This window comes from Rhodococcus sp. IEGM 1302, from assembly GCF_030056935.1.
GTDB lineage: Bacteria > Actinomycetota > Actinomycetes > Mycobacteriales > Mycobacteriaceae > Rhodococcus_F > Rhodococcus_F qingshengii.
In genome coordinates, this window is sequence record NZ_JASHKY010000001.1 from 673,908 (window position 1) to 698,490 (window position 24,583).

Annotated in this window: 29 protein-coding genes; 15 read left to right on the plus strand and 14 right to left on the minus strand. The window is 62.0% G+C overall.

The features are described 5' to 3' along the window. Window positions 1-6: 6 nt before the first annotated feature. Entirely contained in the window at window positions 7-465 is a 459-nt protein-coding gene (locus QM609_RS03180; RefSeq protein WP_050656053.1) for a hypothetical protein, read from the minus strand. A 77-nt stretch (window positions 466-542) separates the two neighbouring features. Here QM609_RS03180 and lexA point away from each other — a divergent pair, with 77 nt between their 5' ends. Further along, on the plus strand, window positions 543-1,232 hold the full coding sequence (lexA, locus tag QM609_RS03185; protein ID WP_174519486.1) for a transcriptional repressor LexA: 690 nt from the start codon (window positions 543-545) through the stop codon (window positions 1,230-1,232). A 13-nt stretch (window positions 1,233-1,245) separates the two neighbouring features. Here the strand turns inward: lexA and QM609_RS03190 are convergent, their stop codons facing one another. Genes QM609_RS03190 through QM609_RS03205 form a run of 4 tightly spaced genes read right to left on the minus strand, consistent with a single transcriptional unit; the run spans window position 1,246 to window position 4,602 of the window. Further along, on the minus strand, window positions 1,246-1,659 hold the full coding sequence (locus QM609_RS03190; RefSeq protein WP_050656052.1) for a (R)-mandelonitrile lyase: 414 nt from the start codon (window positions 1,657-1,659) through the stop codon (window positions 1,246-1,248). Between the two features lie 29 nt (window positions 1,660-1,688). Further along, window positions 1,689-2,075, minus strand: coding sequence for a DUF2255 family protein (locus QM609_RS03195; protein ID WP_007729735.1), 387 nt, complete (start codon window positions 2,073-2,075; stop codon window positions 1,689-1,691). Continuing rightward, on the minus strand, window positions 2,050-3,522 hold the full coding sequence (locus QM609_RS03200) for an MFS transporter (protein WP_050656069.1): 1,473 nt from the start codon (window positions 3,520-3,522) through the stop codon (window positions 2,050-2,052). The genes QM609_RS03195 and QM609_RS03200 overlap by 26 nt, the downstream gene beginning before the upstream one ends. Window positions 3,523-3,564: 42 nt before the next feature. Continuing rightward, window positions 3,565-4,602, minus strand: coding sequence for a zinc-dependent alcohol dehydrogenase family protein (locus QM609_RS03205; RefSeq protein WP_030536486.1), 1,038 nt, complete (start codon window positions 4,600-4,602; stop codon window positions 3,565-3,567). A 167-nt stretch (window positions 4,603-4,769) separates the two neighbouring features. Between QM609_RS03205 and QM609_RS03210 the strand changes: the two genes are divergently transcribed. Next, on the plus strand, window positions 4,770-5,654 hold the full coding sequence (locus QM609_RS03210; protein ID WP_007729733.1) for a helix-turn-helix transcriptional regulator: 885 nt from the start codon (window positions 4,770-4,772) through the stop codon (window positions 5,652-5,654). 27 nt (window positions 5,655-5,681) lie between these two features. Here the strand turns inward: QM609_RS03210 and QM609_RS03215 are convergent, their stop codons facing one another. From QM609_RS03215 to QM609_RS03235, 5 genes are all read right to left on the minus strand, one after another. Then, window positions 5,682-6,824: a GGDEF domain-containing protein gene (locus QM609_RS03215; protein WP_050656051.1), complete on the minus strand. Its 1,143-nt coding sequence runs from the start codon at window positions 6,822-6,824 to the stop codon at window positions 5,682-5,684. Between the two features lie 118 nt (window positions 6,825-6,942). Further along, window positions 6,943-7,407: an RrF2 family transcriptional regulator gene (locus QM609_RS03220; protein ID WP_050656050.1), complete on the minus strand. Its 465-nt coding sequence runs from the start codon at window positions 7,405-7,407 to the stop codon at window positions 6,943-6,945. 62 nt (window positions 7,408-7,469) lie between these two features. After that, window positions 7,470-8,219, minus strand: coding sequence for an SDR family oxidoreductase (locus QM609_RS03225; RefSeq protein WP_047271926.1), 750 nt, complete (start codon window positions 8,217-8,219; stop codon window positions 7,470-7,472). 74 nt (window positions 8,220-8,293) lie between these two features. After that, window positions 8,294-9,142 carry an LLM class F420-dependent oxidoreductase gene (locus QM609_RS03230; RefSeq protein ID WP_076948696.1) on the minus strand — a complete coding sequence of 283 codons (849 nt, stop codon included), beginning with the start codon at window positions 9,140-9,142 and terminating at the stop codon, window positions 8,294-8,296. Window positions 9,143-9,186: 44 nt separating this feature from the next. Beyond that, entirely contained in the window at window positions 9,187-9,507 is a 321-nt protein-coding gene (locus QM609_RS03235) for a GYD domain-containing protein (protein WP_007729728.1), read from the minus strand. An 81-nt stretch (window positions 9,508-9,588) separates the two neighbouring features. On the opposite strand from QM609_RS03235, the gene QM609_RS03240 reads away from it, so the two are divergent. From QM609_RS03240 to QM609_RS03255, 4 genes are all read left to right on the plus strand, one after another. Continuing rightward, a complete protein-coding gene (locus QM609_RS03240; protein ID WP_003940600.1) occupies window positions 9,589-9,771 on the plus strand; it encodes a hypothetical protein in 183 nt (60 codons plus the stop codon). A 44-nt stretch (window positions 9,772-9,815) separates the two neighbouring features. Then, on the plus strand, window positions 9,816-10,631 hold the full coding sequence (locus QM609_RS03245; RefSeq protein ID WP_050656048.1) for a DUF72 domain-containing protein: 816 nt from the start codon (window positions 9,816-9,818) through the stop codon (window positions 10,629-10,631). Between the two features lie 70 nt (window positions 10,632-10,701). Then, window positions 10,702-11,211 carry a hypothetical protein gene (locus QM609_RS03250; protein WP_003940463.1) on the plus strand — a complete coding sequence of 170 codons (510 nt, stop codon included), beginning with the start codon at window positions 10,702-10,704 and terminating at the stop codon, window positions 11,209-11,211. A gap of 33 nt (window positions 11,212-11,244) precedes the next feature. Further along, window positions 11,245-11,700 carry a PPOX class F420-dependent oxidoreductase gene (locus QM609_RS03255; RefSeq protein ID WP_050656047.1) on the plus strand — a complete coding sequence of 152 codons (456 nt, stop codon included), beginning with the start codon at window positions 11,245-11,247 and terminating at the stop codon, window positions 11,698-11,700. 2 nt (window positions 11,701-11,702) lie between these two features. Here the strand turns inward: QM609_RS03255 and QM609_RS03260 are convergent, their stop codons facing one another. After that, complete coding sequence (locus QM609_RS03260; RefSeq protein WP_050656046.1) at window positions 11,703-12,146, minus strand: winged helix-turn-helix transcriptional regulator; 444 nt, start codon at window positions 12,144-12,146, stop codon at window positions 11,703-11,705. A gap of 117 nt (window positions 12,147-12,263) precedes the next feature. Between QM609_RS03260 and QM609_RS03265 the strand changes: the two genes are divergently transcribed. Beyond that, window positions 12,264-12,668: a PaaI family thioesterase gene (locus QM609_RS03265; RefSeq protein ID WP_019745591.1), complete on the plus strand. Its 405-nt coding sequence runs from the start codon at window positions 12,264-12,266 to the stop codon at window positions 12,666-12,668. Between the two features lies 1 nt (window position 12,669). On the opposite strand, the gene QM609_RS03270 is transcribed toward QM609_RS03265, so the two are convergent. Next, on the minus strand, window positions 12,670-13,185 hold the full coding sequence (locus tag QM609_RS03270; protein WP_003940222.1) for a MarR family winged helix-turn-helix transcriptional regulator: 516 nt from the start codon (window positions 13,183-13,185) through the stop codon (window positions 12,670-12,672). A gap of 58 nt (window positions 13,186-13,243) precedes the next feature. Here QM609_RS03270 and QM609_RS03275 point away from each other — a divergent pair, with 58 nt between their 5' ends. Next, the gene (locus tag QM609_RS03275; protein WP_050656045.1) at window positions 13,244-14,677 is read left to right on the plus strand and encodes an FUSC family protein; all 1,434 of its coding nucleotides are present in this window, start codon (window positions 13,244-13,246) and stop codon (window positions 14,675-14,677) included. A gap of 75 nt (window positions 14,678-14,752) precedes the next feature. Continuing rightward, on the plus strand, window positions 14,753-15,352 hold the full coding sequence (locus QM609_RS03280) for a TetR/AcrR family transcriptional regulator (protein ID WP_030536496.1): 600 nt from the start codon (window positions 14,753-14,755) through the stop codon (window positions 15,350-15,352). Window positions 15,353-15,373: 21 nt separating this feature from the next. On the opposite strand, the gene QM609_RS03285 is transcribed toward QM609_RS03280, so the two are convergent. Beyond that, window positions 15,374-15,814: a VOC family protein gene (locus QM609_RS03285; RefSeq protein ID WP_007729713.1), complete on the minus strand. Its 441-nt coding sequence runs from the start codon at window positions 15,812-15,814 to the stop codon at window positions 15,374-15,376. 174 nt (window positions 15,815-15,988) lie between these two features. Here QM609_RS03285 and QM609_RS03290 point away from each other — a divergent pair, with 174 nt between their 5' ends. After that, window positions 15,989-17,152 carry an alpha/beta hydrolase family protein gene (locus QM609_RS03290; RefSeq protein WP_050656044.1) on the plus strand — a complete coding sequence of 388 codons (1,164 nt, stop codon included), beginning with the start codon at window positions 15,989-15,991 and terminating at the stop codon, window positions 17,150-17,152. Between the two features lie 62 nt (window positions 17,153-17,214). On the opposite strand, the gene QM609_RS03295 is transcribed toward QM609_RS03290, so the two are convergent. Further along, window positions 17,215-17,946, minus strand: a complete 732-nt coding sequence (locus QM609_RS03295; RefSeq protein ID WP_050656043.1) for a TetR/AcrR family transcriptional regulator — start codon at window positions 17,944-17,946, stop codon at window positions 17,215-17,217. Between the two features lie 284 nt (window positions 17,947-18,230). Here QM609_RS03295 and QM609_RS03300 point away from each other — a divergent pair, with 284 nt between their 5' ends. From QM609_RS03300 to QM609_RS03320, 5 genes are read left to right on the plus strand one after another with little or no spacing between them, the layout of a single operon-like run. After that, a complete protein-coding gene (locus QM609_RS03300; protein ID WP_232319092.1) occupies window positions 18,231-19,115 on the plus strand; it encodes an ABC transporter substrate-binding protein in 885 nt (294 codons plus the stop codon). Further along, window positions 19,112-20,674 (plus strand): multicopper oxidase family protein, encoded by a 1,563-nt coding sequence (locus QM609_RS03305; RefSeq protein WP_050656041.1) that lies wholly within the window; start codon window positions 19,112-19,114, stop codon window positions 20,672-20,674. Before QM609_RS03300 ends, QM609_RS03305 begins: the two co-directional genes overlap by 4 nt. A gap of 10 nt (window positions 20,675-20,684) precedes the next feature. After that, window positions 20,685-21,032, plus strand: coding sequence for a cupredoxin domain-containing protein (locus QM609_RS03310; protein WP_050656040.1), 348 nt, complete (start codon window positions 20,685-20,687; stop codon window positions 21,030-21,032). Next, window positions 21,029-22,843 carry an ABC transporter ATP-binding protein gene (locus tag QM609_RS03315; RefSeq protein WP_228232269.1) on the plus strand — a complete coding sequence of 605 codons (1,815 nt, stop codon included), beginning with the start codon at window positions 21,029-21,031 and terminating at the stop codon, window positions 22,841-22,843. The genes QM609_RS03310 and QM609_RS03315 overlap by 4 nt, the downstream gene beginning before the upstream one ends. Then, window positions 22,840-24,573 (plus strand): ABC transporter ATP-binding protein, encoded by a 1,734-nt coding sequence (locus QM609_RS03320; protein ID WP_050656038.1) that lies wholly within the window; start codon window positions 22,840-22,842, stop codon window positions 24,571-24,573. Before QM609_RS03315 ends, QM609_RS03320 begins: the two co-directional genes overlap by 4 nt. The last annotated feature ends 10 nt before the right edge of the window (window positions 24,574-24,583 follow it).

Below are 24,583 nucleotides of genomic sequence, written 5' to 3' on the forward strand. Positions count from 1 at the left end.
GACTGCTCAGGCTGATTCTGTCCGCTTGACCCGCGCGTTATGCACAACCATCGGGACAGTTATTGCCAGGACCATCGCTATCACGAACACCGATATGAAGACCCAGGGGCGCGCTGCTTCGGACGCTCGCACGGTCAACACAGCTCCACTCGTAAGCAGGGGCATCCCTGCTGCCGCGAGTAGATCGACGTGCCGCGGGGCGACGGGAGGTCCGGCGAAGTATGGAACTCGAACCCCGGAGTTCTCCCGAAGCATCCGTCGCTCCGACATCGCGTAAGTGGTCGCGCCGACTACGAAAATGGCCAGTCCGAGTACGACAAGACCAATTCCCGTTCGGGTGGTGAGCGCGGCAAACATGAACACCGATGTCACTGCCGGATAGAGCACCACCATCTTCCAGAGTGGAGTCTTGATCCGCGTGTCGACTGCAACACTGACCGGGCGCATCGGTTCGAGTTGCTCCATCAGCTCAGCGTGCCATGCGCCGCTCGGGAAACAAACTGCCTGTGCCGTTTCTGGCAGACTCCGGCTGCCTGGCCTGGATGTCGGGACCCCTCACTACGATTCTCATCGTGACCGATTACGACGATCTCGACATGTTCGGTGGCCTCGACGCCTCCTCCCTGCCGCTCCGCCAGCAGCAGATTCTGATGACCATCCGGGATCTCGTGGCTGCCAACGGGTGCACGCCGAGCACACGGCAGATCGGAGACGCGGTTGGTCTGCGCTCGACGTCGACGGTGTCCAAGCACCTCAAGAGTCTCGAAGAGAAGGGCTTCCTCCGTAGGGGAGCGGCCATGGCTCGGCAGTTGGACGTGCGGCCGTTCCTCGTAGGCGCGAAGGAACAGTCGTCGTCGAATACGGTGACGGTTCCGGTCGTCGGTGACATCGCGGCCGGCGCGCCGATCCTCGCGGAGGAGCACGCCGACGAGGTGCTTGCGCTTCCTCGCGAGCTCGTCGGCTCCGGCACGGTGTTCGGACTTCGGGTGCGTGGTGAGTCGATGGTCGACGCAGCGATCTGTGACGGTGACGTTGTCGTGGTGCGCCGCCAGGACGAAGCTCATTCCGGTGAGATCGTCGCCGCGATGATCGACGGCGAGGCCACGGTGAAGGTGCTCCGGCGTCGCGACGGTCACGTGTACCTCGAGCCTCGCAATCCCGCGTACAGCGTCATCGACGGCGATCGCGCGGTCATCCTGGGCAAAGTTGTTTCCGTGATGCGCCGTATCTGAGAGGTGTCCGGTCTCAACGACGTCTGGCGCGGGGACCGCCGTATTCCTCATCGGTGACTTTGTCGCCCCATGTAGTTTCGGTGCCTCCGTCGCCGGGTCCTTCCCACAGTGCGAGGTGGCTCATGAAACGGTCGGGTGCCGCGCCGTGCCAGTGTTCCTCTCCCGCTGGGGTGTAGACGGTCTCACCCGGGTGGACTTCGACGATCTCGCCGCCGCGAGCTTGAACCAGCGCGGTCCCGGAGACGATGTGGAGGGTCTGTCCGAGGGCGTGGGAATGCCAGTCGGTTCGCGCGCACGGTGCAAAGCGAACCATGTTGGCGCGCATCCTCGACGGCTCCTGGCCGGCGTAGATGACGTCCCACCAGACGTCGCCGGTGAACCAGTCGCTGGGTGCTTTGCTGGTGGGCTGGGGCTTCAAGATTTCCATGAGGTCTCCTCGGAATCGAAAGGGGCGGTTCAGTTCTGCGTCAGCGGAACAAGTCGAATGGTGTTGGGTGCGGCGGCGCGGCCGGTGACGGAGCCGACGATCTGCGGGCCGTAGCGGTCGTACTTGGTGTGATAGGCGGAGTCGATCGACGAGTGGGCATCCGGTGCGGCGGACTCGAACGCCACGTCCCGCTCGATTCCACCTGCTCGGATTCGGCCCGTTCCACTTGCGGTTGCTCGGACGAACCACGGGTTGTCGGTTCCGTAGGCCGAGCGAACGTACAGTTGGTTGTCGGTACGGACAACCCAAATCGTGACGTACGGCCTTGCGGTTCCGTCTCGGCGGTACGAGGAGACCTGCAACTCCTCGGCGTCGCCGATCTTGGTCAGTTCAGCCTCGGTCCACGAGTGCGACATCTCGGCTTCCTTTCTCCTGGTCGAATTGCTTTGCGGTACTTCGCGTTCTCGTAGCCGGGACGATCAGTGCGAGGACGATGACGAGACAAGCGGCGAGCAGGGCGGTGCCTGCGGTGAGAGCCGTTGATACGTGATCGGTGAGTGCCGTTGTAGCGTCGTCGGCAGAGGATCCGGCGCCCGCGGAGACTGCGACGAGGGTGCCGAGTCCGAGAGCACTGCCCAGTTGATGTGCAGTGTTGACCAATCCTGATGCGGCACCGGCATCTTCGGCCTGTACCCCGGAGATGCCGGCAGAAGTCAGTGGGGCGAAAGCCAACCCCTGTCCGGCGCCGATCAAGATCATCGGAAGTGCTATCGCAGTGAGGTACGTGCTGCCGGGATGGACCAGACTGAGCCACGCCATCCCGGCTAGGGTGACGGCAATGCCAACCGACAGAATTGCGGAATTTCCGAATCGCGGTGTCAGTCGCGGAATAAGCATCGCCACAGCAAAATTGACGATCGTCATCGGGAAGAAGGCGATGCCTGCTTGGAACGCGCTGAAGCCCATGACGCCTTGGAGTAGCTGAGTCGTGAAGTAGAAGAATCCGATCATGGCACCCAGATAGAGCATTCGGGCGGCGTACGCCCCGGATCGCTCCCGGCTACGGAACAACCTCAGTGGCATGATCGGCTGCTCCGCTCTCGCTTCGTTGAGGAAGAGCAAGGTCAGTAGTATCGCCCCGGCCGCCAGTGTCGCAACGGTGATCGGAGAGGTCCACCCCGCTTCGGCCGAGTTGACGGTGCCGAAGACGAGCGCGGTCATCCCGAGTGTGGCGAGAACAGCGCCGGTCACATCGAAACGTCCGGAGTTGGGCTCGGTTTCCGGAATGAACCGGGGAGCGAGAGCGATCATCGCGATACCGATCGGAACGTTGATGAAAAAGCCTGCGCGCCAAGACACCCAGTCGGCAAGGGCGCCGCCGATCACGAGTCCGAGGCTGGCGCCTATTCCCGCAGCAGCGCCGTACCAGGCAACAGCGCGCGTTCGCTCCGGGCCGGGCGGGAAACTGGCGGTCAGCAGTGACAGCGACGCCGGGGCGACCACTGCTGCTCCGACGCCTTGGAGAGCGCGCGCTGCGATGAGCCACCAACCGTTCGGCGCGACCCCGACGAGAAACGACGCAATCGCGAAAATCGCGAGACCGGCCACGAATACGCGACGACGGCCGAAGATGTCCCCGAGACGAGCACCCAGCAGGAGAAGCCCGCCGAACACCAGGGTGTAGGCGTCCTGGACCCAGGACAGCCCGGTTGCCGAGTAACCCATGCTGCTTTGGATGCTGGGTAGCCCGGTGAAGATGATCGAATTGTCGAGCAGGATCATGAAATAGCTGATCAGAATGATCGCCAGGATCGCGGTGGGATTGATGCGACCGGCAACAGGACGGGTGGCAATGTGGGTCACGCGCATCTTCTTCGCAAGTGGTGGACTTTCGCAAGTGGTGGACTACGGGCGGACGAGGACCTTCAACGATTCACGGGAGTCCATGGCTCGGTAGCCTTCCGCTACGTCGTCGAGTCCGACGGTGTGGTCGAAGACCTTGCCCGGCTCGATCTTTCCATCGAGCACATCCGGCATCAGCTCTTCGATGTACGCGCGCACCGGGGCCGGTCCACCGGTGAGTGTGATGTTGGGTCCGAAGAGTGTCCCGAATCCGATTGGAGCTTCTTCGTATTGTGGTACCCCGACTCGGCTGATGACGCCGCCCGGTCGGACAACTCCGAGCGACTGCTCGTAGGCAGGCATGTGACCTACCGCTTCGAGGACGACATGAGTGCCGTCGCCTCCGGTCAGTTCGCGGACTTTCTCGATGCCCTCATCTCCACGTTCGGCAACCACGTCGGTGGCTCCGAACTCGAGACCGAGATCCGTGCGGGTCTTGTGGCGCCCCATGAGGATGATGCGCTCGGCGCCGAGGCGTTTGGCGGAGAGCACTGCCATCAGCCCCACGGCTCCATCGCCGATGACCGTGACCGTCGTGCGTTGGTTGACGCCACCCTTGACCGCCGCGTGATAGCCGGTGCCGAAGACGTCGGAGAGTGTGAGCAGTGACGGTAGGAGTTCGGAATCCTCACCGACCGGCGCCTTGACCAGGGTGCCGTCTGCCAACGGCACTCGGATGGCCTCTGCCTGACCGCCTCCGATCCCGTTTCCGGCCCAGAATCCACCGTGTCGGCAAGACGTCTGCAAGCCTTCGCGGCAGAAGTCGCACGTCCCGTCGGACCAGGCGAAGGGGGCGATGACGAAGTCGCCCTTCTTCAACGTGGACACCTCGCGACCGGTCTCTTCGACCACTCCGACAAATTCGTGGCCCATCGGGGAACCACCGGGCGTGGCCGGCATGTTGTGGTAAGGGTGCAGATCAGAGCCGCAAACGCACGCCCTGACGACCCGCACGATCGCGTCCGTCGGCTGCTGCAGTGCCGGATCGGGCACGGTCTCGACTCGAACGTCTCCGGCGCCGTACATGATGGTTGCTCGCATGGTGTCCCCTCTTGCTTCTGGTGTCGCGTGCTTCGAAGTCGACGTTTCGGCGTGGACCGGTCGACTGCAATCAGTCAACGCCGCGCCTCGCGGGCGCGGGAGTGTCTGTTGTTCCAGGTAACGGCAGTACCTCCCTCGGTCTTCTCCGCTCGAGTAACGTGAACTGCATGGACAACCGAGCCGAGATCCGCGAATTCCTCAGCTCCCGTCGTGCTCGCATCACACCCGAGCAGGCAGGGCTGCCGGCCTACGGCGGGAACCGTCGCGTCAAGGGGTTGCGCCGTGAGGAAGTCGCTCTGCTCGCCGGTGTGAGCATCGACTACTACGTGCGCATGGAACGCGGAAATCTGGCGGGAGCGTCGGACTCGGTGCTCGAAAGCCTTTCCCGAGCACTGCAACTCGACGAAGCCGAAACTGCCCATTTGTACGACCTCGCGAAGGCCGCCAGTGCAGGCGCACCGAGTAGAAAGCGGCCCGCCCCCAAGGGCGTGAGCCCGGCGATTCAGCAGATACTCGACGCCATCACCGACGCGCCGGCGTGGGTACGTAATGCCAGGCACGACATGCTGGCGGCCAATCGTATGGCGCGCGCGTTGTATTCGCCGGTGTTGGCCGATCCACGTAGGCCGGCGAACAACGCCCGGTTCGTGTACCTGGACCCGGCATCGCAGGACTTCTTCGTGGATTGGGAGCGCGCGGCAGACGACATCGCCGCGATGCTCCGCTCGGAAGCGGGGCGCAATCCTCATGACAAGGCGTTGACCGAGCTCATCGGTGAACTTGCCACTCGCAGTGAGGTATTCCGCACCCGGTGGGCGAAACACAATGTGCGCTTTCATCGGACGGGATTCAAGAAGGTTCGTCACCCCGTCGTCGGAGACCTGGAGCTGAACTTCGAGGCGATGGAACTGCCGTCCAATCCCGGGCTGACACTGCTGGTCTACACCGCGGCGCCGGGGACGCCCACGGCTGACGCACTCAAACTCTTGGCGAGTTGGGCGGCAACCCAGGATCAGCTGGATCCGGCGAACGACAGCGAAGCGGCGCTCTGAATTCGATCGGCAGGTAGTCGTGCCGATTCAGCTCAGATGCGTTACTGCCCAAGCTACCTGGTCTCCACCTCGTCGTTTCGCCCGATACATCGCGTTGTCGGCATCGGCAAGAATCCGATCGATGGTTCCCGAAGCGTCCGGGATTGTCGAGGACAGCCACACGCTGGCTCCGACGCTCACGGAAATCGACTGCCGGCCGGCGGGCCGCGATATCGAATTGTGAATGTCCACCACGGTTTGTTCGATGCGACGTGGCTCCACGGGCATGAGAATCACGAACTCGTCGCCGCCAGTCCGCGCAACCAGTCCGACCTCTCCGACCACCGAGTTCAGGCGCCGGCCGACTGTCACCAGCATCCGATCGCCTTCCGCGTGACCCAGTTTGTCGTTGACGCTCTTGAACGAATCGACATCGATCACCACCGCAAGGACTACGTGTCCTTGGAGTTCGCCGACACCGAACAACTGTTGCCAGACATTGTGCAGCCCACGTCGATTCAGGGCAGCGGTGAGTGGATCACGCCAAGAGTGTCGTGCGTCGTCGGTCAAATACAGGACGAGGAAATGCACGGTCATCGAAGCTGAAGCGATAACACACCCGATGACGAATCCAGTGGACACCGACAGCGAAGAGTCGGTATCCGGATCGGTTACAGCTCGAATTGTCAGTAGCGCAACGACGAACAGCGCGCCGGTGATCTGTGCGGTGACTATTCGAGGGCTGTGGAATACCGACGAATAGTTCGCGACGACCACGAACAGGACGGTGCCGGTCAATGCCAGGAAGCTCGATTGGATTCCGGCGAGAAGTATCAAGGACAAGCAGATATTGGTGAGCGAAACGAAACGAACGGATTGATGGTGACTCGGCCAAGACCGTCCGAGTGACCAGCGAATCATGCAGTAGAGCGCGATCATGCATGCTGCGCCCGCCGCGAGCCGTTCAGGGAGCTCGGTTGCGCCACCCTTCACGAATTGAGCCAGTACGGCGAGTGCCACGAACACAGCACACCAAAAGGTGACGACCACCCTGGCTGTCCCCAACATCGATCGAGCAGCCAGGAACCTCGGGAACCATTCGCCGTCGTACGCAAGAGACCACCAGCGACTCAACAGTCCCGTTGTTTGACGAATGTTCTGCCCCAACCCCGCAGCGCCACTGACTCCCATGAAACCCCCTCCGAGATCTTGCGAAAATTCCCGGAAGATTCTTCGTCAAGATTTGATCCCCGAACAAGGTACCCGATAGTTGAACGATGGATTGCCGTCTCGTGGGGTGTGGGCTGCTCTAGGATGTGATCGGTGTGGTCAGGATCTTTCTGAGTGCCGGAAGGTCCAGGGTTGCAGCAAGATCTGCAATAGTGACCCCCGACAGTGATGCGCGCCAGGCTTTTTCGGCGTCGGCCATGACCTTGGCGATTCCGCAGGCGGAACGGCACTGTTCCGGTGGGGCGGCGAGGATTCCTTGCTGTCGAATCTCCGTGCACCGGAACGCAGGTTCGGTGCCGTCAACGGCCTGTACGACGTCGAGAACGGTGATCTTCTCGGGAGCCCGGGTGAGAACGTACCCGCCGTCTCGGCCCTCGGTCGGATTGACCAGACCGGCATGCGCGAGCGCTCGCAGATGCTTCGCCAGGTATGTCTTCGACACCCCGTGAAGTTCGGCGAGTCTGGCTGTGGGTACCGGCCCTTCGGACTGGCTCAGAACCACGCAGCAGTGGAGTGACCACTCCACGCCTCCGGAAAGCTTCATGATTGGACTCTATCGACGCCGCGGAAAGCGGTGCGGGCCGGACGTCGCTCGAGTTGTCGACGTCAGGCCTTCTCGGCAAGCCACGCGTCGTATGTTGTCGGCGCGATCCATGCATCTGCACCGGGTGTCGGGGTCAGTGCCGAGTTGTCGAGTTTCGCGCCGAAGTAGCCGGCTTCGGGATCGGAGATAACCGAACGCTTGTCGCCGGTGACGAGGAACAAGCGCCGGACCAGTTCGTCGATGCCCAGCGGTTCGGGTCCGGCAATCTCGACCGTGCCGTTTTGCGGCGCGCCGGTCACTACCTCGGCGACGTGGGACACGACGTCTCGAGACGCGATGGGTTGCAGATGTCCCGGCGTTGCGTGGACGGCGCCGTCGGTGGTTCCCGCGTCGGCGATTCCGGCGACGAACTCGAAGAATTGGGTCGATCGGACGATCGTGTAGGGGGTCGGGCCCGCTTTGACCAGGTCTTCCTGGGCGACCTTGGCTCGCATGTACCCGGAATCGGGCAGTCGATCGGCACCCACGATGGACAGGATGACGTGGTGCCCGACGCCTGCCTTCTCTTCCGCGGCGAGGATGTGGCCGGTTCCGTCGCGGAAGAAGGCCAAGACGTCGTCGTCCGACCACGACGGGGAATTGGTCAGATCCACGACGACGTCGGCACCCTCGACTGCCTCGGCGATACCTGCGCCGGTGGTGATGTCGATCCCGTCGCCGCGACCGAGCGCCTTCACGTCGTGCCCGGCGTCAGCGAGCTTGGCGGCGACCTGGCTTCCGATGAGTCCGCTTCCGAAAATGACGATCTTCATGTTTTCTCCTTTACTCGGATAAGTCGTGTCCAAGTATACTCGGCCACTACTTATCCAAGTCAAGGGTTGCCCGGTCAGTCGAAGAGTTCGGCGGCCAGTGCTTCGTAGGTCGCGATCGGATCACCTTCGGCGGGAAGTGCTTGGATCGCAACGTGATCGGCACCCGCCGCGACATGCTCCCGAAGTCGATCCGCGATGGACTTCGCGGTACCCCGCGCAACCAGGGCGTCGATGACGCGATCGTTCCCCTCGTTGGCCAACTCTTCGGGCGCAAAACCGAGGCGCTCGAGATTGCTCGTGTAGTTGCGCAGATACAGATACGGGTTGGCGACGGCGAGGCGACCGATTGCTCTGGCCTTCTCCGGATCGGTTTCCAGGACAACCTTGTGCTCGGGGGCCAGGATCTTCGAAGGGCCGAGGATTTCGCGAGCTTCGGCCGTGTGTTCGGGGGTGGTCAGGTACGGATGCGCGCCGGCGGCGCGAGCGGCGGACAGTTTCAACACCTTCGGCCCCAGTGCGGCGAGGACGCGCCGCGATTCCGGGACCTGGGCCGCGTCGAGTTCGTCGAGGTACGACACGAGTGAGGCGTACGGCTTGGTGTAGTCGCCGGTCGCCTCCGGATGTCCGACGCCTACGCCGAGCAGGAATCGCCCCGGGTGCGCGGCTTCGAGTCGGTGATAGGACTCCGCCACCTCAGCCGCAGGTGAGGACCAGATGTTGACGATTCCGGTTGCCACGGTGATGTGCTCGGTCGCGTCGAGAAGTTTCTCGGCGATCCGTAGATCGGCGCGTGGGGAGCCGCCGATCCAGATGGTGCCGAAACCGAGTTTCTCGATCGCAGTTCCCAGCTCGGGCGGCAAACCAGCCGCTCCTCGCCAGATTCCGTAGGTGCCCAGGTCAGGTGTTTTCGTAGTCTCCGTCACAGCGGGTGCAACTCGGCTGCTGCCGGGATCTATTCCTTCCGTCGTCATTTGCCCGGCGCGCGGTAGTCGGTCGGTCGCTTGACTGCCTCGTCGATCTGCTCCGGCGTGAGCAGTGTGATCGACTCCGAGCGTGCTGCACCTGCCGCAGCCGTGCGAATGCTCAATGCGGCTGCCGCGACGTCGTCCGGCAGGTTGCCGATCACGAACATGTCGTGACCGCCCAGTGCGAAGTGGCAGGATTCGACAGTGCCACCGATGCTTTCGACCATTCGCGTTATCGCGTCGCGCCGCGCAGTGCCTCCCTCCTGCTGTAGACCGGCGGCGCCGGAGGGTGAGTACGTCACTTGCCAGAGGTATTTCGGCATTTCCACTCCTAGCTCGGGATGGGTACTTCGATCGTGTACCCGTAGGGCGCTCGGTGGCAATGGGTAGGGGACAATCACGGCATGGTTGGAACTCCGGTGATCGTGACTATCGTGTCCGTGTGTGTAGGTTTTGTGATCTTCATGCTCGCTGCCAGTGGTGCACGCGGAAAGTGGGACCGTCGCCTCGTGATCGCGTTGTTCATCGGTGCGGTGGTGTGCCTGACCGTCGTACCGGTATCCGTCGCGCTCAGCGCCGGAGTTTGAAACACGGAGTGCCAAAACGCTCGAGTGCCGCTTAGTCTGAATCGATGACAGATATTCGGGTAGGTATCTCCGGGTGGACGTATCCCGCGTGGCGCGGAGATTTCTATCCGAAAGGTCTTGCTCACCGCAAAGAATTGTCTTATGCCGCAGAGAGATTGACGTCGATTGAGATCAACGGCTCGTTCTACGCGCTGCAGAAGCCGGAAAGCTACACCAAATGGCGCAGCGAAACTCTCGAAGATTTTGTGTTCGCGATCAAGGGCGGCCGGTACATCACACACATGAAACGGCTGCTCGACGCCCGTGACGGACTCGCCAACTTCTTTGCCGCCGGAACACTCGCCCTCGGCCCCAAGCTCGGGCCGATTCTGTGGCAACTACCTCCGACGCTGCAGTTCGAATCGCAGCGATTGGCCGACTTCTTCGACGGTCTTCCCCGTACCACGCAGGCTGCAGCCGATCTGGCAGCACAGCACGACGACAAACTCACCGAAGACCGAGTGTTCGCCCAGACCGAGAGGGACGTGCCGATTCGCTACGCGGTGGAAGCGCGGCACGCCAGCTTCGAGACCGACGAAGCCGTGGACCTGATGCGCGAGCACTCCATCGGTTTTGTCGTCGCAGACACAGCCGGCAGGTATCCCCGCATCACCACTCCTACTGCCGATTTTGTCTATGTGCGGATGCACGGGGACAAGGAACTGTATGCGAGTGGTTACACCGACGAAGCTCTGGACAAGTGGTCCAAGCGCTTTCGGGATTGGATGGACGAGGGCCTCGACGTGTACGTCTACTTCGACAACGACATGAAAGGCTTTGCGCCGCACAACGCAATGTCCTTGTTGGAGCGGCTGCGCTGACGGATCGCCTGGCCTGTCGGTGGGATGTGGAAGGCTTCCGCATGAACACGAGGACCGAGGAGATACCACGATGACGCCAGAACAGCGGACGCCAGAACAGAGCTGGCCGACGCATTGGCCGAAGGTCGCCCGTGACATCGCCGATGCCACGGCCGACGCACTCGCCGCGGTGCGGGCGGCAAATCGTGACGGACTACTCGTGGCTGTCGAGGAACTGCGCGGGCTCTCGTTCGAGCAGGTCAGCTCGGTTCACGCGGCGATCGTGCGCGAATTGCTCGAGGACACGCATCCGGACGGCTTGTCCAGCGAGGACGTGCAGGATGCGCTCACCGCCTGCGCCAAGTCCACGATCGTGTGGCTGCCGGATCTGGACGTGCAGGCGCTCGCTGCGGTCTACACCGGGGCGCTCGGGATTTCGGATCTGGAAGACGATTCGTTCCGCATCGGGCACGGCGCGTACCTGCGTTCGGCGGTTCTGGTCATCGGGAGTTTGTCGACCGGAGTGAAGAAAGCTCAGAGCGCGTACATTATTCGTGCAATCGACGAAATCGCACGTGCTCAGACCATCGAGATGCCCTGAGCGTCAGTTCGTAAATCGAATTAGGCTGAGGTCATGTCCAAGATCGCCAGCGCAGATCGTGTGTCGTTTGCCGAACTCCTCGAGTTCATCAGGCCGCGCCATCGGGCCACGTTCGTCACGGTGAAGAGATCCGGCGAGCTGCAGATCTCTCCGGTGACGTGCGGGGTCGACGACGAGGGTCGGATCGTCATCTCCACGTACCCGGAACGGGCCAAGGCCGCGAATGTCCGCCGCACCCCGGCGGTGTCTCTGTGTATCCACTCCGACGAGTGGAATGGCCCGTACGTCCAGGTGAACGGAACCGCGGAGTTGATCGACCTCCCGGACTCGGTGGAACCGTTGGTCGACTACTACCGATCCATCGCCGGTGATCATCCGGACTGGGACGAGTACCGCGAAGCCATGCGCAAGCAGGGTAAGAGCCTGATCCGCGTCACCGTCGACTCCTGGGGTCCGATCGCAACAGGCGGGTTTCCGCCCGGACGCTGACGCTATCGAGTAGGCGGCGAGAGTTCGACTACATGCGCGTCTTTGGCGGCCAGCGGCTCTTTGCAGTGCGCGCACACAACTTGGGCGTGCAGGATCTCACCGCAACGGTGTTCGACGACGGTTGGCGGTGGACCCGTCGTCGCAAAGGCGTCCCCCCATTCCATGAGCGCCATCAGAATGGGATAGAGCGCCTTCCCTGATTCGGTGGCGACGTATTCGTAGCGCGGTGGATGGTCTTCGTAGCGTCGCTTCGTGAGGACGTCGGCGTCGACAAGGGTGCGTAGACGCGCGGCGAGGATGTCGCGGCTCGCACCCGTGCCCGCGGCGATCTCGTCGAACCGTCGTTGCCCGAGGACGATTTCTCGGAGCACCAACAGTGACCACTTCTCGCCGACGACCTCCAAGGCGTTGGCGATGGAGCAGTTGCGTCCTTTTGTCGCCGTCATCTCTGGGCCCCTGTTAGTTGGAAATGTTAGTTGGGAATTCCAACTTAGCACTTGACGGCATGTATTCGAGGGCGGAAGGTAGGTCGAGAAATCCAACGGAGCAGATGAGGGGTCGTCATGACGGAATTGAATCTCGAGGCAGCAAGCGGATTCGTCAGCGCTGCCGGATTGCAACTGGACGAGGTGTCCGGCACGAAGGTTGTCGGGCACATCGATCTGTCCGAGGCACACCACACTCCGTGGGGCGTTGTCCACGGCGGCGTTTACACGACTGCCGTCGAGTCGGCCGCGAGCATCGGGGCGAGTACCGCAGTGGCGGACCGTGGCGAATTTGCCGTCGGAGTGCACAACGGAACGGATTTCCTGCGGGCGCGTACGGGTGGGCGCGTGGACGTCGTGGCTGTGCCGATACAGCAGGGACGCGTTCAGCAGTTGTGGTCGGTGGTCATCACCGATCCGGAATCGGGGAAAGAGGTGGCGCGCGGTCAGGTGCGCTTGCAGAACGTGCCGCTGCCGAAGTAGGTCAGTCCCAGATCCCCGAGTCGATGTTGAGTGAGATGCGTTTGAGCAGTGCCGTCAGTTGGGCACGTTCGTCCTCGTCGAGTCCGGTGAGTACTTGACGGTCTCGCTCGACGCGTCGGGGAAACTCTGCCTCGACCAATGCGCGACCGGCATCGGTGAGTTGAAGCAGAACCACTCGTCCGTCGTGTTCGAAGCGCTGACGCTCGACAAAGCCCAGCTTGGCCAGGCGGTCTGCGTGTTTTGTGGTGGCGGCGCCGCTGACCATCGTGACGGCGGTGACTTCGCTCGCCCGCAGGGGACGGTCACTGCGAGCGAGTGCACTCATCACGTCGAATTCGGCGCGAGAGACCCCGCTGGACGCCAGTGCGCGGTCGAGCTGGTGAAGAGACTGCGCGTTGATGCGGGCGATCCGGCCCATCACTTCGACGGGGGCGGTGTCGAACTCCGGGTAGGCGCGCTTCCATTCGCGACGGACTTTGTCGATGAAGTCGTCTTCGGATCTGTTCGCCGCGCCCATGGCCCCATCTTAGCGACAGATTTCACATTACTTCACAAGTAATTTACTAGTGAAATAAATGTATGCTGGGTGGGTGAGCCGAACCGAAACCGCAGCCAGGACGCCCAGCCGTCTCACTCATTCGAGTGAAGCCATTGCACATACCGTCTCCGGGGCGACGTGGCGAGCGGCTTTTCGCGTCGGATCTGCCGACGCGACCATCGCCCCCGCGATCAGGGTCGGGCTCGCCACCGCCGTAGTCCTCGTGGTCGGCGGACTGCTCGGGCATCGGGAATTGGCCGGCTTCGCGGCCTTGGGCGCGCTGTGCGCCGCGTTCGGCAGGTACGAGCCGTATCCACGGTTGGCCGGCAAGCTGGCAATGGTGGGTGCTGCACTGGTGGTTTCGATTGCCTTCGGCGGCGCCATGGGTGTCGCGGGCGTTCCGATGTGGTTGCAGATCGGCATCCTCTCTTTGCTTGCGGGTGCGTCGTACTGCTTCATGTCGGGCTTCCGGATCACCGGACCAGGGCCCGTCATCCTCGTCTTCGCGGCGACCGGTGCAGCCGGATATGCCTCCAGCGTTGATGATTTGGCGCGGTTGGTCACTGCCGGTGCGCTCGGAGTTCTGGTCGGTTGGGCGGCCGCGATGCTCCCAGCGCTCGTACTGCCGATGGGACCTGCCCGCCTGGCAGTTGCCCGTGCAGTCTCTGCGGTGGGGCGTCTCGAACAGTCCGGAGCAGGCGGAGTGGAACCGGCGCTCGGATCGATTGCCAACGCCCGCTTGGTTATTGCGTCGAGTGGCCGGATCAAGTCGACCGTCGATCACGGACGCGAACTGGTGGCGGTGCTCGACGAAGCGGAAGCGGCAGTTCAGGAGTGGCAGTTGCACGGCGACGCCACCCTGATTCGCAGCATTGCTCGGCACGAGAAGGAGCTTCGGAAGCTCAAGCGTTCCAGCATGATCGAACACGATCTCGCACCGGCAAAGAACCTGGCCGCGCCCGAAGGCTATTTTCTCGAAGGATTGAATCGGCTGTATTCGCGCCCGGTGCGGATGAATGCTCTCCGCATCGTGGCAGCGTCGGCTCTGGCCGGTTGGCTCGCGGCGGGAGCCGGGTTGGAGCATCCGCTCTGGGCGTCGATGGGTGCCATCGCCGCGATGCAGGGGCTGAACTACAAGCAGACCGTCCAGCGTGGGATTCAGCGGTTGGTGGGAAATGTCGGTGGCGCCGTCGTCGCTGCTGCTCTCATCGCATTGACGCTCGGCTACTGGCAAGCGGTTGCCGTGGTCGTGATTCTGCAGACTGCTGCTGAGCTGCTCGTGATCAAGAACTATGCACTGACATCACTGGCCGTCACCCCGATGGCACTGCTCCTCATCGGTTTCAGTGCTCCGATCGGGACCGAAGCGGCAGTGGCTCGCGTCGCGGACACTCTCATCGGCGTGGTGATCGGAGTTGTCGTCGCCGCTGTGACGATCAGTCGATCGGATCGCCACCACGTCACCGTGTAACCGGTTCTGCCGTGTTTCCGGTACTGCCGTGTTTCCGGTACTGCTGTGTTTCCGGTACTGCGTAGGCTCCTGCAGGTGGAGGACAGCACGCCGGTCGACGGCCGGAAACTGCGTTACCAGCATCGCCGTGCCGAATTGCTCGAGCAGGTAACCGCGTACGTCACGGCGAACGGCGTCGGTGAACTGTCCATGCGGCCATTGGCCAAGGATCTGGGGATCAGTCATGCGACACTCATCCATCATTTCGGTTCGAAGGAACAACTGCTCACTGAAGTAGTTGCCACCCTGCGAGACAGCTCTTCTCTCGACATCTCTTCCGGGACCGACATCGTCGAGATGTTGACGAGTTACTGGAATGGGCGCACATCAGCGGAATCGTTGCCGAACTTTCGCTTGATGTTCGAGATCTACGGACAGGCGTTGTTGCATCCGGAGCGGTATCGCGAGTTTCTCGACCATGTGGTGGGGGACTGGTTGGGTGGTTTGGCGGAAGCTGCGCTCGCGCACGGATGTCCACCCGATCGCGCTGATCGCTACGCGACGATCGTGTTGGCGCAGATTCGCGGGTTGACGCTCGATCTGGTGACCACCGGTGACCGCGTCAGAATCGACGCGGCGTTCGCCGAATTCGCGGCCGCGATGGGCGCTCTGGCCAGCTCCTGGAAGGCGATCTGACGCTCCGAATGCCGTGACGCTTCAGGCGATCTGCTCGAACAGGGACACGATGATCCCTTCAGGCCCCCGGACGTAGGCCATGCGCACGCTGTTCTCGTACTCGCCGATCCCGCCGATGAGTCCGTAACCGTCCGCAGCCACCGCGTCGACCGCAACCTGGAGATCGCCCACCTCGAAAGACACGTTGCGTATCCCGATCTCGTTGGCCATCGGAGCGGGCGATCCGGGTACGTGCTCGGGCGTGACGAAGGACGAGAGCTCGAGCCGTGATCCTTCGCCCGGCGGGCGCAGCATGGCGATTTCGCACTTGGCTCCAGGGATACCGCAGACGGTTTCCACGAACTCACCCTCCACGGATCCGGTGCCCTCCACCTCGAGACCCAGACCGACGAAGAATGCCGTCGCTGATTCGAGGTCCGCGACGGTGATGCCAATGTGGTCGAAACGCTGTACGTGTGCCATGGACACATCCTCCTACTGTTTTTTCGTGCGGTTCGATGCTAGGTCGGAGTTGGGGCCGGAATCTCGACATATACGTTTCACGAAGCTGCAAGATTTTGCTTGACCGATCGGTTAAACAAAATCTACGATAACGTCCAACGAGGTCGCCCACCGCACGAACCGGAGTCGTCAGACGTGAAATTCCAGTCGAAGTCGTTTGCCCGCATATCCATCGCAGCCCTCTGTGCTGCAACGATCGGCTCCGCCGTTGCTGCGCCCATCGCGTCCGCACAGGCACCGAGCGCGTCGCAAGCCACCGGCACTGTGGTGTCGAGTGAGCCGCTACCGAAAGATCTGTGGATTCCGGGTACCGCCGATGCCAAGCGATTCACGTACTGGACCATCGGTTCCAACGGCGGGCCTGCGCTGAGCAGTGGCGCGTACTACGTCCCGGCCGGCCCGGCACCGGAAGGTGGTTGGCCCGTCATCGCGTGGGCGCACGGCACCACGGGACTCGACGATTCCTGTGCCCCTTCGCTGGTCGGGCCTGGCCTGCCCGAGCGCGACTACCCCTACCTGGGGCGTTGGCTCTCCGAGGGCTACGTCGTAGTCGCCACCGACTACGTCGGTCTGGGAACACCGGGGCTGATGCCGTATCTCGACGGAAAGGTGGAGGCGCACAGCGTCGTCGACTCGGTCAAGGCTGCTCGGGTGATCGACCCCACCATCTCGAATCGGTGGGCAGTGGTCGGACAGTCGCAGGGCGGCGGAGCGGCCATCACGACGGCGCGCTACGCCACTGAATACGGTGGGGATTCTCTCGACTATCGCGGCGGGGTGGGTACCGGAGTGCCGGCCAACATCGAGTTGACCCTCCTGCCTGCCGGTCCGGGCTTCCCTCCCATCGCCCTCGGCGGCGGATTGACGTCGTACGCGCTCTACATCCTCGCGGGCTTGCGGGAAGCGCACCCCGAGATCGACTTGAATTCCTACCTGAACGACTTGGGAAGGGAAAAGGTCGACTCGGCCGAAAAGCTCTGCGCCGCAGACCTGGACGAGGCTTCCAGGGATCTGGTCCTCGGTGACATCTTTTCCCGCCCGCTCAGTCAGATCCCGAACTTCCAGGGTCTGCTGAACGATTACATGGGTGTACCGACCAGTGGATACGATCGCCCCATCTTCATCGGCCAGGGCTTGCTCGACGTGGATGTCCCTGCACCGTCTGCACTTTCGCTGGTTGCAGCGTTGGTCGCCAACGGTGAACCGGTCACGTTCAAGACCTACAACACCGATCACAGCGGCGCTTTGGTCGAATCACAGGCTGACACGATTCCGTTCGTCGCGAACCTGTTCCGTTAGACATATCGAGAATCCAACTCATCCGAGGGTTGCTGTCGCACAACTGCGACAGCGACCCTCGGTCATTTCTGTGACTCCTTGATTGCGTTCAGCCGCGCCTCGAGGCCGTCGAGGACGCGGTCGAGTGTGTAGCGATAGTGTTCTGCCCGTGTTGCTTCCGCAGCATCCGGTGGACCGGCGAACTTCCCGATCAGTGTCTCCATCGATGAACGAGGATCTGAGGGTCCGTCGTTACTCAGTCGTTCCAGCATCGCGCTGTGATCGGGTGAGGGCTGTCCGCTGGGAATGCGCCTGGCGTCGTTCATGGCGATCAGTGTGATTGTCGAGGTGAAGGCGACGGTGTAAGCCTGAGCGGCTTCTTCCCCGAACCCGGCGTCGATCAGCGATGCCAATCCTGCCTCCATGAGTTCCCGGCTGCGCTGGGTGGCAACTCCGTTCATCAGCAGCCACTGCGCCGCACCTGGACACTCGATCAATGCCTCTCGCATCTGCAAGAGCAGATGTGTCAGCCATTGACGCCAATCTTCTTGTGCGGATGGAACGTTCACGGACGACACCGCACTGTCGACCACCGCAGCCGAGAGTGCGTCCCGATCTCCGACGAGTCGATAGACGACGGAGAACGACGTATCGAGTTCGCCGAGCAGCTGCCGCAGCGACCAGCCCTCGACTCCGTGCTCGCGACTGAGCCCGAACGCCACGGTCACCACTGCGTCCGCAGTGATCCCGGTGTTGTAACTCCGGCGGCGCTCTGATGTCGCGGCGGACTTCTTGTCAGGTGATGGCGCAGTCATGGTCCGACCGAGCTTAGCGGCGTCGGATCGGTGTGCGTAGTCGACGCAAGCGATTGACGGATGAACTTAGGTGAGGTTTACTTGCCAAATCCGAGCAGTGCTCGGATTTATGCGAACCCCACGATTTTTCGAAGCTGAAGGACACCATGAAGTTGAAAACGCGACCCGGTTACCTATCGAGGCTGGGTGCTTCGCTGCTGGTCAGTGTCGTTGCCCTGACTGCGGCCGCCTGTAGCTCGAGTGAGGCGGGACCGACGACGGAACCTGCCGAGGGAACGCGTGTTGTGTCCCATGAATTCGGTGAGACGTCGGTTCCGGGCGACCTCGGGCGAATTGTTTCCCTCGACGAATACGCCGCACTCGGTCTCCTTGCCGTCGGCATCACCCCTGACGTGGTCTTCACGTCGTGGGGATCGGAGATCGGCCAGGACATCTTGGCGTCAGCTGGTACCGAGGTGGTCACGGTGCCGCCGCTCGGTGCACCCCCGATCGAGCAGGTACTCGCACAGGATCCCGGACTGGTCATCTTCACGTCGATGGGCGATCGGAGCTACTACGACTCCCTTGCGTCGACCGTCCCCACAGTGCCGGTCCCGGCCGTCACCACTCCGTGGCGTGAGAATCTTGCCTTCTTCGGACGCGCTTTTGATCGTCAGTCGGTTGCCGACAAGCTGACTGTCGCTTTGGAGGGCAAGATCGCTGACGTCTCTGCTCGGTCCGGTGGTGAAGCGAACACCGTGTCGGTGCTGATGAGCAGTTCTGGAATCCTTGCCACCACCACCGAGCAGGCGCCGCCGTCCTTGTTGTTGGCGGAGAGCGGCTTCGGGCGTCCGGAATCCCAGCGATCGAATGCCGCTGGAGGACTGCCGTATGCGCCCCTGTCCGACGAGGCGATCCCGGCGCAGGATGCTCGGATCGTGGCCGTGTTCGACGAGGGCGTGTACGAGTTCGGCAAGGTTGCCGGTGTTCCCGGGTTCTCGAGTCTTTCAGCGGTGCAGGAGAACCGAGTGGCCAAGGTCAACGGAGACATGTGGCTCGCCACTCATCCCTTCGCCACTTTCTGGATGATCGAGGACATGGATGCCATGGCTGCCGGCAATCTGACCGGCACCGGAACCGAAGCTGTTGCCGCGACGCGCTATCAGGAATTCACGGCGCTGACGGCATGAGTTCGAGTGCGTTGAGTCGGCGCCTGGCTCTGCGATGGGGAGCGGTGACGCTCGGCTCTGCGGCTGTGGGTTCTGCGGCTTTGGGTTCTGTGGCATTGAGTGCGTGCAGCCGTGGCTCGGCGAACGAATCCAGTTCTGAGATTTCACCGTTCGACGACGAAGTTCGTGCTGCCGAACAGGCGAGATTTCATAGCGGGCGCACAGTCGAACGGAATCTGACAGCTGCACCGGCTCGGGTGAGTCTGGGCGCCAGAGAGGTCGACACATGGTCGTACGGTGCGGAAGCAGTTGGCCCGGAGCTTCGAATCTCCAAGGGAGACCGGCTCAACGTTCTTTTGCAGAACGACCTTCCGACGGAGACCTCGGTGCACTGGCACGGCATTGCGATCCGCAACGACATGGACGGCGTCCCGCCGGTCACCCAGGAACGAATCCAACCAGGTGCCGAGTTCACCTACGACTTCGTGGCCCCGGATCACGGAACATATTGGTACCACTCCCATTCAGGATTGCAGGCCGATCGAGGGTTATTCGGTGCACTCGTGGTCGAGGACCCGAACGACCGGACCGGAGCCGACGAGGACGTCGTCATCGTGATCGACGACTGGCTCGACGGGCTGGGAACAACCCCGGATGCAGTGCTTCGCGCATTGTCACCGGACGTGCAGGGAGGACACCACGGGCACGGCGGAGCTCCACCGGAAGTCGATGATGCAGAGATTGATTCTGCCGCAGAACTTCTCGCCAGCGGTCACGGCAATTCCGAGGCGCTCGGTGGAATGGCAACGCACATCACGTATCCACTGCACCTGATCAACGGACGGCCTGTGGAAGATCCCTTCGTCGTCAGTGCGACGGCCGGAACTCGGCTTCGATTGCGGGTGATCAATGCCGGGGCGGAGACTCCGTACCGTTTCTCGGTCGCCGGGCACGAGATGACCGTTGTCAGTGCTGACGGGCAGGACGTTGCCTACACAGCCGGAGACGAGATTCTGATCGCACCCGCGCAGCGATACGACGTATTGGTGACGGTGCAGTCCGGCTCGTGGCCCATCGCCGCGAAGGTGGAAGGGAAGTCAGGTGGCGTCGCGTGCCTGCTTCGGACGCCGGATTCGGTAGCGGTCGTCGACCTGACTTCGCCTGCAGTGCTGTCAGGTTCCGGCGGTCGGCTCGTTCTGGAATCGGAGCTTCGCCCGTCAGGAGCGCTGGAGCAGAGGGCACCGGATCGTGCGTATTCGGTGGATCTCATTCAGGCCGGCGATCGATACCTCTGGGGAATGGCGGGCGCCGATGCCGGTCGGTTGAGAATGAAGCAGGGCGAGCGAATACGAATCGTCATGAACAACGACACCGACATGTGGCACCCGATGCACACCCATGGGCACACGTTCTCGGTTCCCTCCTACGGCGGGCTTCGCCGAGACACTGTGATCGTACTTCCGCGTACACAAATGGCGATCGACTTCGACGCCGACAATCCAGGACGGTGGATGTTTCACTGTCACAACGCGTACCACTTCGAGGCCGGGATGACTGCCGACCTCCACTACGTTCGATGAGGAGAGCAGAATGTCAGTTCGCACCGGATTGACCACATTGATCGCTGTTGCAGTGGTATTCACACTGACGTCGTGCGGCAACGATTCGACGGGATCTACCGAGCAAGCGCCGGTCGAGATCTCGGTGAAAAACCTTGCGTACACACCGAACTCCGTCACCGTGCACACAGGACAGACCGTCACGTGGATTTTCGAGGACCAGGGAATGCCGCACGATGTCGTGTTCGCCGAGTTGGGGATCAAGAGCGATCTCCAAGGAAGCGGAACCTACAGTCAGACCTTCGACAAAGCCGGAACGTTCACCTACACGTGCACACCACATCCGAACATGACCGGCACGATCATCGTCGAAGAGTGAGTGCGGCAATGAAAGTGAACGAGGCCGCAGCCCCGGAAGACTCGCCTGGACTCGTCGACCGCGACGCTTTGGGCAGGATGATCGCGCCGGTGAGAAATCAACTCCTCCTAGGGGCGGGTCTGTCGGCACTGTCGGTGCCGTTGCGATTCCTGCCCTACGTTGCGGTGGTCGAGATCGCGCGGGTGCTCCTGACCGACTCGTCGTTGAACCTGGTCTGGCTGTGGGCCGCAATCGGTGCAGCGGGCACAATTCTCGGTTTTGTCGTCTACAACGCAGCGCTGACCGTGTGCCACACCGCCGACGCGCATTTCAAATACTCGATCCGCTCGCGTATCGCTCGGCATCTGTCCCGAGTTCCTCTGGGGTGGTTTGCAAATGGTGGCACCGGTGAAGTGAAGCAGGCGATGACGGACGACGTGAAGCGGATGCATCTTCTCGTCGCTCACCTTCCCGCCGACGTGGTGCCCGCGATCTTGTCGCCGATAGTGGCCCTGATCTATCTGGTGGCGATGGACTGGAAGTTCAGCCTGGTCCTGGTCGGCTACATCGGAGTGTGTCTCGCTCTCGCCGCGCCGTCGATGCGCAGAGCCTATCGAACGAACGTCGACTCCTGGAATCTTGCAATGTCGACATTGACCTCTGCGACAGTAGAACTGGGCGACGGTATCGAGGTTGTCAAGACGTACGGGAGTGGGAGTCGCGCATTCGCGCGCTACTCGAGCGCTGTCGATTCGATGGTTGCGGTGTGCGTGCGATGGATGTCGGGGATGGGAAGGCCGGTGGTCGCGATGTCGATCCTCCTCTCACCGGCGGTACTCATCGTGGTCATCACGGCGACGGGAACTGCAATGTTGTCCGGGGGTTGGATTACCCCGGTAGCTCTTGTTGCCTTTCTGGTCGTCGGAATCGGTGTTCCGTCATCGGTTCTGCACATGGGAACGATGGCCAACCTCTACCGCGAAGGCCAACTGGGAGCGACTCACGTCGAGAGCATCCTCGGCGAACCAGAGCTGGCCGAACCTCAGGATGCAGTGCCTGCTCGCAGCACTTTGGTCGAATTCGACAGCGTCGGCTTCGAATACACCACTGGGCAGCGCGTCCTCGAGAACATCTCCTTCGAGATGCAACCGGGCACCGTGACCGCGATCGTTGGCCCCTCCGGCTCCGGAAAGACCACTTTGGCGCGTCTACTTCCGCGGTTCTGGGACGTCACGGACGGGTCTATTCGACTGGGCGGAAGCGATTTACGAGATCAGTCCAGTCGCGAAGTCTTGAGATCGATGGCCATCGTCTTCCAAGATGTTGTGCTCCTGCGGGACAGCGTGCGCGAGAATATTCGGCTCGGTCGACCGGATGCAACGGATCTGGAAGTGGAGACAGCGGCGAGGCGGGCGCAGATTCACGACGTGATCATGCGACTGCCGGACGGGTACGACACCGAGATCGGTGGTGGTTCGGGCGGTGAGCTGTCGGGTGGGGAGAAGCAACGCCTGACGATCGCCCGCGCCATCCTTCAGAACCCGCCGATCGTCATCCTGGACGAGGCGACTTCGCAGGCCGATCCCCACAGTGAATCGGCCGTTCAACGCGCACTGGGTGAGATCAGTGCGGACGGCGGCACCCTGATGGTGATCGCTCATCGACTGCACACCGTCCGATATGCAGATCAGATACTCGTTCTCGACGCCGGACGGATCGTGGAAAAGGGTACGCACGAACAGTTGTCGGCGCTCGGCGGAACCTACGCGCGGATGTGGGCGCTCCAGAACCCCCTCGTCGAAGACATATCTCCGCGAAAGGCGCTGCAATGATTCGAGACCTGGACGAAATCCTCGGGCGCGGCAATGGGATGCGAGGTCAGATAGCAGGTTTCACGCTCGCTGGGATACTCGAGGGTGTCGTCTTTGCACTGATGATTCCGATCCTGAAAGCGGTGGTTCGCGGCGATTACGACGCCGCAGTGCCGTGGGTTGTCACGGCTGCTCTCGTGGCGGTGGCCTGTGGCGCCGTACGGTGGATCGCCGAGAATCGGGCGTACCGCATCGGAATCGAGGGTTTTGCCGGTGGAATCATGCATCGCCTCGGTGAGCACTTGGTGCAGGTTCCGCTCGGGTGGTTCAGCAAGGCAAACCGTGGAGCGTTCACTCGCCTGGTCACCGAGGGCACGGCTATCTTGATGAGCATCCCGGGAATGATCATCGCGCAACTCGTCACCGTCACGGTGACTCCAGCGACAGTGGCGATCGCTGTGTTGTTTGTGGACTGGCGACTGTCTCTCGCGATGGTCGTCTTCGTTCCACTGGGGATTCGGGCTTACCGCAACGTGCAGCGTGCGGTTGTTCCCGAATACGAGGCGATCGGCAAGAGCGAATCCGAGTTGGCATCGCGCGTCGTCGAATATGCACAGGCGCAGCAAGTTCTACGTTCGGCCGGTAAGAGCGGCGAAGGCTGGACTCGGTTGGACGAAGCTCTTGTGTCCAACCGGGACGCACACCTGCAGGAAATCGGATCGGTCGACAAGTATCTGCTGCGCTTCATGATCGTCGTTCAGGTTGCCTTTCTCACCGTCCTGGTTCTGGCGGCACTGCTGGTCACCACCGGGTTCATCGACACAGCAAGCGTGATCGTTGTTCTCGTGTTGGCCGTGAGGTTCGTGGAGCCGATGCAGATGCTCGCAGGATTCGGTGAAGGTATCTCACTGGCCCGGGTGTCGCTCGGATCTGTCCGAGAGATGATCGATGTACCGGTGCTGGCGGAACCTGAGGTGCCGAAAGAGCCTACTTCGTATGATATTCGGTTCGATTCGGTCTCCTTCGGCTACGGCCCGGATCGCGTGATTCGTAACGTGAGCCTCGAATTCCCGGATTGCTCGGTCACTGCTCTGGTCGGTCCTTCCGGTTCCGGAAAGACAACTCTGGTTCGGCTGATCTCCAGATTCTGGGACGTCGACGAAGGTGCGGTATCCATCGGGGGAGCCGATGTTCGCGACATCGGAACGAGAGCATTGATGTCTCGGATATCGACTGTCTCACAGCAGGTTTACCTGTTCGACGGAACCATCCTGGAGAACGTTCGGTTGGCGAGACCGGATGCCACCGAGTCGGAGGTCCGTCAAGCAGTGGTGGATTCCAGGCTAGGCGAAGTGATCGACCGTTTGCCGAGCGGTGAGGAGACCAGGGTAGGTGAAGGCGGATCACTGCTGTCCGGCGGTGAACGTCAGCGGGTCTCGATTGCGCGGGCATTCCTCAAGGACACTCCGATTGTTCTTCTCGATGAAGCGACTTCAGCCCTCGACGGAGAGAACGAAGTCGCCATCACCGAGGCAATTCACCGATTGGCCCGTGGTCGAACGGTGGTGATCATCGCTCATCGCCTGTCGACTATTGAGGGAGCAGATCGCATCGTCTACCTCGAAGACGGTGGGGTGGAGGAGGTCGGTTCCCACGAAGACCTGATCGCGCGAGGTGGAAAGTACTCGGATCTGTGGGCCGAGCGCAGTGGCGCGGAGGGATGGAGGATCGACCGAGCGCTCGAGCCATGAGCAAACCGTG

Excerpts from the sequence above, each read along its gene's own strand:
- QM609_RS03190 (WP_050656052.1), bottom strand. The coding sequence starts at position 1,659 with ATGGAAATCTTGAAGCCCCAGCCCACCAGCAAAGCACCCAGCGACTGG.
- QM609_RS03220 (WP_050656050.1), bottom strand. The coding sequence starts at position 7,407 with ATGAAGCTTTCCGGAGGCGTGGAGTGGTCACTCCACTGCTGCGTGGTT.
- QM609_RS03310 (WP_050656040.1), top strand. The coding sequence starts at position 20,685 with ATGTCAGTTCGCACCGGATTGACCACATTGATCGCTGTTGCAGTGGTA.
- QM609_RS03205 (WP_030536486.1), bottom strand. The coding sequence starts at position 4,602 with ATGCGAGCAACCATCATGTACGGCGCCGGAGACGTTCGAGTCGAGACC.
- QM609_RS03210 (WP_007729733.1), top strand. The coding sequence starts at position 4,770 with ATGGACAACCGAGCCGAGATCCGCGAATTCCTCAGCTCCCGTCGTGCT.
- QM609_RS03305 (WP_050656041.1), top strand. The coding sequence starts at position 19,112 with ATGAGTTCGAGTGCGTTGAGTCGGCGCCTGGCTCTGCGATGGGGAGCG.
- QM609_RS03245 (WP_050656048.1), top strand. The coding sequence starts at position 9,816 with ATGACAGATATTCGGGTAGGTATCTCCGGGTGGACGTATCCCGCGTGG.
- QM609_RS03265 (WP_019745591.1), top strand. The coding sequence starts at position 12,264 with ATGACGGAATTGAATCTCGAGGCAGCAAGCGGATTCGTCAGCGCTGCC.
- lexA (WP_174519486.1), top strand. The coding sequence starts at position 543 with ATGTCGGGACCCCTCACTACGATTCTCATCGTGACCGATTACGACGAT.
- QM609_RS03235 (WP_007729728.1), bottom strand. The coding sequence starts at position 9,507 with ATGCCGAAATACCTCTGGCAAGTGACGTACTCACCCTCCGGCGCCGCC.
- QM609_RS03295 (WP_050656043.1), bottom strand. The coding sequence starts at position 17,946 with ATGACTGCGCCATCACCTGACAAGAAGTCCGCCGCGACATCAGAGCGC.
- QM609_RS03255 (WP_050656047.1), top strand. The coding sequence starts at position 11,245 with ATGTCCAAGATCGCCAGCGCAGATCGTGTGTCGTTTGCCGAACTCCTC.
- QM609_RS03250 (WP_003940463.1), top strand. The coding sequence starts at position 10,702 with ATGACGCCAGAACAGCGGACGCCAGAACAGAGCTGGCCGACGCATTGG.
- QM609_RS03275 (WP_050656045.1), top strand. The coding sequence starts at position 13,244 with ATGTATGCTGGGTGGGTGAGCCGAACCGAAACCGCAGCCAGGACGCCC.
- QM609_RS03285 (WP_007729713.1), bottom strand. The coding sequence starts at position 15,814 with ATGGCACACGTACAGCGTTTCGACCACATTGGCATCACCGTCGCGGAC.
- QM609_RS03195 (WP_007729735.1), bottom strand. The coding sequence starts at position 2,075 with ATGTCGCACTCGTGGACCGAGGCTGAACTGACCAAGATCGGCGACGCC.
- QM609_RS03260 (WP_050656046.1), bottom strand. The coding sequence starts at position 12,146 with ATGACGGCGACAAAAGGACGCAACTGCTCCATCGCCAACGCCTTGGAG.
- QM609_RS03180 (WP_050656053.1), bottom strand. The coding sequence starts at position 465 with ATGGAGCAACTCGAACCGATGCGCCCGGTCAGTGTTGCAGTCGACACG.
- QM609_RS03240 (WP_003940600.1), top strand. The coding sequence starts at position 9,589 with ATGGTTGGAACTCCGGTGATCGTGACTATCGTGTCCGTGTGTGTAGGT.
- QM609_RS03320 (WP_050656038.1), top strand. The coding sequence starts at position 22,840 with ATGATTCGAGACCTGGACGAAATCCTCGGGCGCGGCAATGGGATGCGA.
- QM609_RS03270 (WP_003940222.1), bottom strand. The coding sequence starts at position 13,185 with ATGGGCGCGGCGAACAGATCCGAAGACGACTTCATCGACAAAGTCCGT.
- QM609_RS03215 (WP_050656051.1), bottom strand. The coding sequence starts at position 6,824 with ATGGGAGTCAGTGGCGCTGCGGGGTTGGGGCAGAACATTCGTCAAACA.
- QM609_RS03225 (WP_047271926.1), bottom strand. The coding sequence starts at position 8,219 with ATGAAGATCGTCATTTTCGGAAGCGGACTCATCGGAAGCCAGGTCGCC.